This is a genomic window from Methylobacterium sp. WL18 (assembly GCF_008040015.1).
Classification (GTDB): domain Bacteria; phylum Pseudomonadota; class Alphaproteobacteria; order Rhizobiales; family Beijerinckiaceae; genus Methylobacterium; species Methylobacterium mesophilicum.
Map to the genome: position 1 here is coordinate 1 of NZ_VRVD01000392.1, position 4,457 is coordinate 4,457.

The window sequence follows — 4,457 nt, forward strand, 5'->3', positions numbered from 1 at the left end:
GCGGCCTGGTGATCGCCGCCACCCACCAGCCGCTGGGCCTCGACGGGGCGGCGGAGTTGCGCATCGAGCCTGGGACCCCGCCGGAGCCCGAGCCTGCGGAGGATTGGGCGTGACGCGTGCCATCCTCGCGCTGATCGCCCGCGACCTGCGGCTCGCCGGCCGCGTCGGCGGCTCCGGCGCCCTGTCGCTGGTGTTCTTCCTGATGATCGTCGCCCTGGTGCCGTTCGCGCTCGGACCCGACCTCAACCTGCTGTCGCGGATCGGCCCGGCCATCCTGTGGCTCGCCGCGGTGCTCTCGACCCTCATCGGCCTCGACCGCCTGTTCCAGGCCGACGAGGAGGACGGATCCCTCGACCTGATGACCGCCGCCCCGGTGCCCCTCGAAGGCGTGGTGCTCGCCAAGGTCACGGCGCACTGGCTGACGACGGGACTGCCCCTGGCGCTGGCCTCGCCGCTCTTCGGCCTGCTCGTCGCCCTCGACGGCACCGCCATGGGCGCCACCGCGCTGACGCTGCTCGCCGGAACCCCGGCACTCAGCTTCATCGGCGCGGTCGGGGCGGCGCTGACGGCCTCGATCCGCCGGGGCGGGCTGATTCTCGCGGTCCTGGTCCTGCCGCTGATGATCCCGAGCCTGATCTTCGGCGTCTCGGCCGCCCAGGCGGCGACGGGGGGCACGGTGCCGTTCCTCGTGCCGCTCGCGGTGCTGACGGCGCTGACCCTGATCGCCGCCGTGGTCGGGACGCTTGCGGCGGCGGCGGCTTTGCGCTGGCCGGAGTGATCGTTTGCTTTCAAGTGCTACGCGCCGCCATTGCTCCGCGACATTGCGCTATCCCATAGCAGAAATCCAATCCATCGGATTCGCGGCCAATATCTTCAACAGATAACCATGCCCTCCATCAATGCCTCCTGTTCCTCTGAATGTCGATGCCTCGACGTGATTGTCATCGAAGCACCCTATTTCGAGCCGCAATCTGTACAGAGTTCGCATCGACCCTGATCGTATCCGGCCGATCCCTCGCAAGTCGGAATGCACTATTTGCCGCCTAAGGCTTTTAGCACGTCGAAGATTGTATGCTTTTCCATGCGCTTCCCTCCCCCGCGAGTCGATGCGGGTCCGTGGACGACACTGGAGACTTTGGCCAACTCCGGGTTGCCGCGACTATCTGGCTGCTGATCCCTCTATCGCGCTTATCTCTTTGCTGTTTGGATTGTGGCCGCTGTCGACGCGCTCGAATTGATACCTGTCCCTCAGGCGGCGATCATTGTTGATCCGGTCCGCCGGCGACCGTAGCGGGTGTGGCAGCTTTCTGAAATGGAAACGCTGTCGGCTGCCAGTGGCGACCGAGCTTGAACCGGTCTGCTTCGGTGCGCTCGTTCTCCCAAAGAAGCTTTGCCAAGGCCATATGATCGCGCTCTTTCAAAGCGTCCCCCACGGCGAGGCCGCTGCGAAAATAGTCTGACATCGGTTCGCCATCGATTGCTGTCTGCTTTTCATGTTGTTCCTTAAAGCTCGGAGTGATCAACTCCCAATGCATTCTTGCACTTGCAAACTCGCCAAGAGCTGCCTGCGTGAAACACATCCAGATATGATCCTTGTGAAAACTGTAGCCTCTTGATTCTCGGGATAGGATGAAGGTCACGATTTTCTCGATCGAGTCTAAGGATCTGAGAAGGGGCAGAACTTCCGTCTCAATTTGCTCGACGAAATCGCCACGGATCATCGGGTCGTCCCAAGCCCAGACTCCGTCCTGGCCGGCGGGTTTGAACCGACGGGATCGACCAATCAAGCCGATCGATCGACCATAGCCTCCGAAATCGAATTTATCCCCCCGGATATACAACTCCGTTAGTCGCCATTCGAGCGTGAAGTATCCACGGCTTGGTCGGTTATGGATCCGTATCTGCCTAGCGATATGACCAACACTTTGAAGGCATATAAATTTGCCGCCAGTTAGAACGACATCTTGATTTCGATCTACCAGCGGAGCAGACAAATCTCGGATTTGCTGCGCCGGTGTAAGAATCAATGTGGCCATTTCCTGGGTCTCACCTGTATCATGATAAATCGCACGACTTCGGGAAATTTGCGTTTTGCCGCCTTGATTGTGTGGACGGCTTGTCGAGGGGTCCATCCCCTTCGACCGGTTTTTGGATCGTAGATACATGTAGTATCGATGCGAGCTCTTTCGAATACGTCGGATCTTTTACTACCAGGCATGATAAAATTTTGATTTTTATTCCGTTCGGCTAGAATTAGTTCTGCAACAAAATTTTTGTCTTTCTTTTCATTGATAATCTGCGCGATCTTGACGTGAATCTTTGTACCCAACTGCGCCGCGTTTGCGTATCCGCCTTGCGCTGTCACACGCGCAGTTACCTCGTCCACGATCGCTTGCACTTCCCCATTTCTTGGACAAGCTTCGTCCAATTGAGCTTGGCTGAGCCGGCCAATCCAGATCGGCATACTCATTTGCGGATCGTCCCCGGTTTTATATTCTTGCGCTGTAAGCCCCAGAGCGGTGCCGTACCCGTCCTCCCGGGCAGAGAGATAGGTCAGGAGTTGCAACCCAAGCTCGAAGGTTGCGATGACTGGGGCGGCAATCAGAGGTAGGGCAGGGGCCAGGGCAGGTTGAGCAAACGGTTCAGCGACGAGACCTGTCGGCGCGAAGGTGGTCCGCGACAGAACTTCACCCGTATTGCCATCTCGAATCGTCTGGGTTTCGCCGGATGTCTCGAAGATCCGGCTCTCGCCATCCGGCGCCGTGACGGTGTGTCGTTCATCGAAGGATTTTCGCCCGGCATGTACGCGGATCGAGAGGATGCGCGTCCCATCCTCGAGCGTCGTGCTGTCCGTGAGCGCGGGTGGATCCTGTCGGGACGGTCCGCCGGGTCGATCCCCGTGGAGCGAGGCCCACTGGCCACCGCCGGGGGCCGGCACCCACTCGCCGACGTTCGGCTGTCCCGCTGGCGCGCGCGGCTGGGTCTCCCAATTTTTGGCCTGGAGCTGCCGCTGCAGGCGCATCAGCTTCGTCTCAAGGGTGAGGCCAGCCAGAACGTGGCGCAGAATGATTGCTTCGCTGTGCGCTTGAGATTCGTCACGCATGGTGGCCCCACCCCGCCATGCCGCCCTGTTGCGGCCGAAAGAACAAAGAAAGAACATAGGAGAGATGTCAAGATCTAGGAATGTCGGCCCGACCGGCGCGCTCCGGGATCTTCCGCGTTGACGCGCCGCATCGCGCTAACTATAGAGGCCGCTTCGCCGGAACGACGCGCTTTTGCGTGCGCCGTTACGCGGCCATCGCCTGACAACCTGATGCGACGACCGATTCCCGGCTGAGCCGGCCCGTCGGCATCGCCCGACGAAGAGAACGAGGACTCCATGGCCAACACCGCTTCGGCCAAGAAAATGACCCGCAAGATCGAGAAGCGGACGGCGGTCAACCGCTCGCGCCGCTCGCGCATGCGCACCTTCGTCCGCAAGGTCGAAGAGGCGATCGCCGCCGGCAACCAGCAGGACGCGCTGACCGCGCTGCGGGCCGCCGAACCCGAGATGATGCGCGCCGCCCAGCACGGCATCGTTCACAAGAACAACGCCTCGCGGAAGGTCTCGCGCCTGGCCGCCCGGGTGAAGGCGCTGGCCGCCTAATCCCGCCACCGCACCACGTAAGACGACACCAAGCCCGGCCTTCGCGCCGGGTTTTTTCGTGTCCGCGTTCCGGAGCGCCGCCGGCCTTCCTGGCCCGGCCCGGGTGGCGAAGCGTTAACCCTAGACCAGAATTTCGCACGTTGCGGAGTCTTGGGGTGGCGTGTAGCTTAACAGAAACTGACTGTGTTCAAGAAAAGACCGTCGATTTCGGGACGTGAGCGAATCATTCCGATTCGCCAAGACTCTATCGAGCCACCCGGTTGGATCGCAGAACACTTGCAGTTGGGAATCTGGGCCATCCCCACAAGTCCCACTGTTAAAGGAACTGTAGGTAATTGTTGATAGGCTCTTCCAATCGGCAAAAGTTCCTTGGTGGGGAGTTGACTCCGCCAGCGGAGTCTGTCCCGCCCGATTATGCGGGACGCTGAGGGCGTAAATCGTGCGTACGCGCGGCCAGCGGGTTTCCGCCGGCGGCGTCGGGAGAGCCAGTGATGCGTGTCGACGGAACGGTGGCGAGCGACGACGAGGGCGGCCGCAGCGCCGGCAACACGGATTTTGCACCCGCCTGGGCGCGGGTGAAGCGTCGGCTGCGCGCCGAGCTGGGCGAGGATGTGTTCGCCAGCTGGTTCGCCCGCCTGGAACTGGAGGGCGTGACCGCCGGGACGGCGCGGCTGACGGTGCCGACGCGCTTCCTCAAGAGCTGGATCGAGTCGCACTACCTCGACCGGGTGCTCGGCACCTTCAAGGCCGAGGCCGAGGAGATCGGCCGGATCGAAGTCGGCGTGCGCGGCACGGCCGCCCCGGTCCGTCC

General features: G+C 61.7%; 5 protein-coding genes. 3 read left to right on the forward strand and 2 right to left on the reverse strand.

Features of this window, described 5'->3' with window-relative positions; translation table 11 throughout:
• Positions 1-109 precede the first annotated feature (109 nt).
• Positions 110-778 carry a heme exporter protein CcmB gene (ccmB, locus tag FV228_RS21300; RefSeq protein ID WP_147856438.1) on the forward strand — a complete coding sequence of 223 codons (669 nt, stop codon included), beginning with the start codon at positions 110-112 and terminating at the stop codon, positions 776-778.
• 481 nt (positions 779-1,259) lie between these two features.
• Here ccmB and FV228_RS21305 read toward each other — a convergent pair whose 3' ends face one another.
• Together FV228_RS21305 and FV228_RS21310 are read right to left on the reverse strand one after the other, a co-directional pair.
• A complete protein-coding gene (locus tag FV228_RS21305; RefSeq protein WP_147856439.1) occupies positions 1,260-2,036 on the reverse strand; it encodes a hypothetical protein in 777 nt (258 codons plus the stop codon).
• Complete coding sequence (locus tag FV228_RS21310) at positions 2,024-3,103, reverse strand: hypothetical protein (protein WP_147856440.1); 1,080 nt, start codon at positions 3,101-3,103, stop codon at positions 2,024-2,026. Before FV228_RS21310 ends, FV228_RS21305 begins: the two co-directional genes overlap by 13 nt.
• 276 nt (positions 3,104-3,379) lie before the next feature.
• Here FV228_RS21310 and rpsT point away from each other — a divergent pair, with 276 nt between their 5' ends.
• Both rpsT and FV228_RS21320 read left to right on the forward strand, forming a co-directional pair.
• On the forward strand, positions 3,380-3,646 hold the full coding sequence (gene rpsT, locus FV228_RS21315) for a 30S ribosomal protein S20 (protein WP_147856441.1): 267 nt from the start codon (positions 3,380-3,382) through the stop codon (positions 3,644-3,646).
• Positions 3,647-4,137: 491 nt separating this feature from the next.
• Positions 4,138-4,457 (forward strand): DnaA N-terminal domain-containing protein (locus tag FV228_RS21320; protein ID WP_281406513.1); only part of this gene is annotated, 320 nt, incomplete at its 3' end.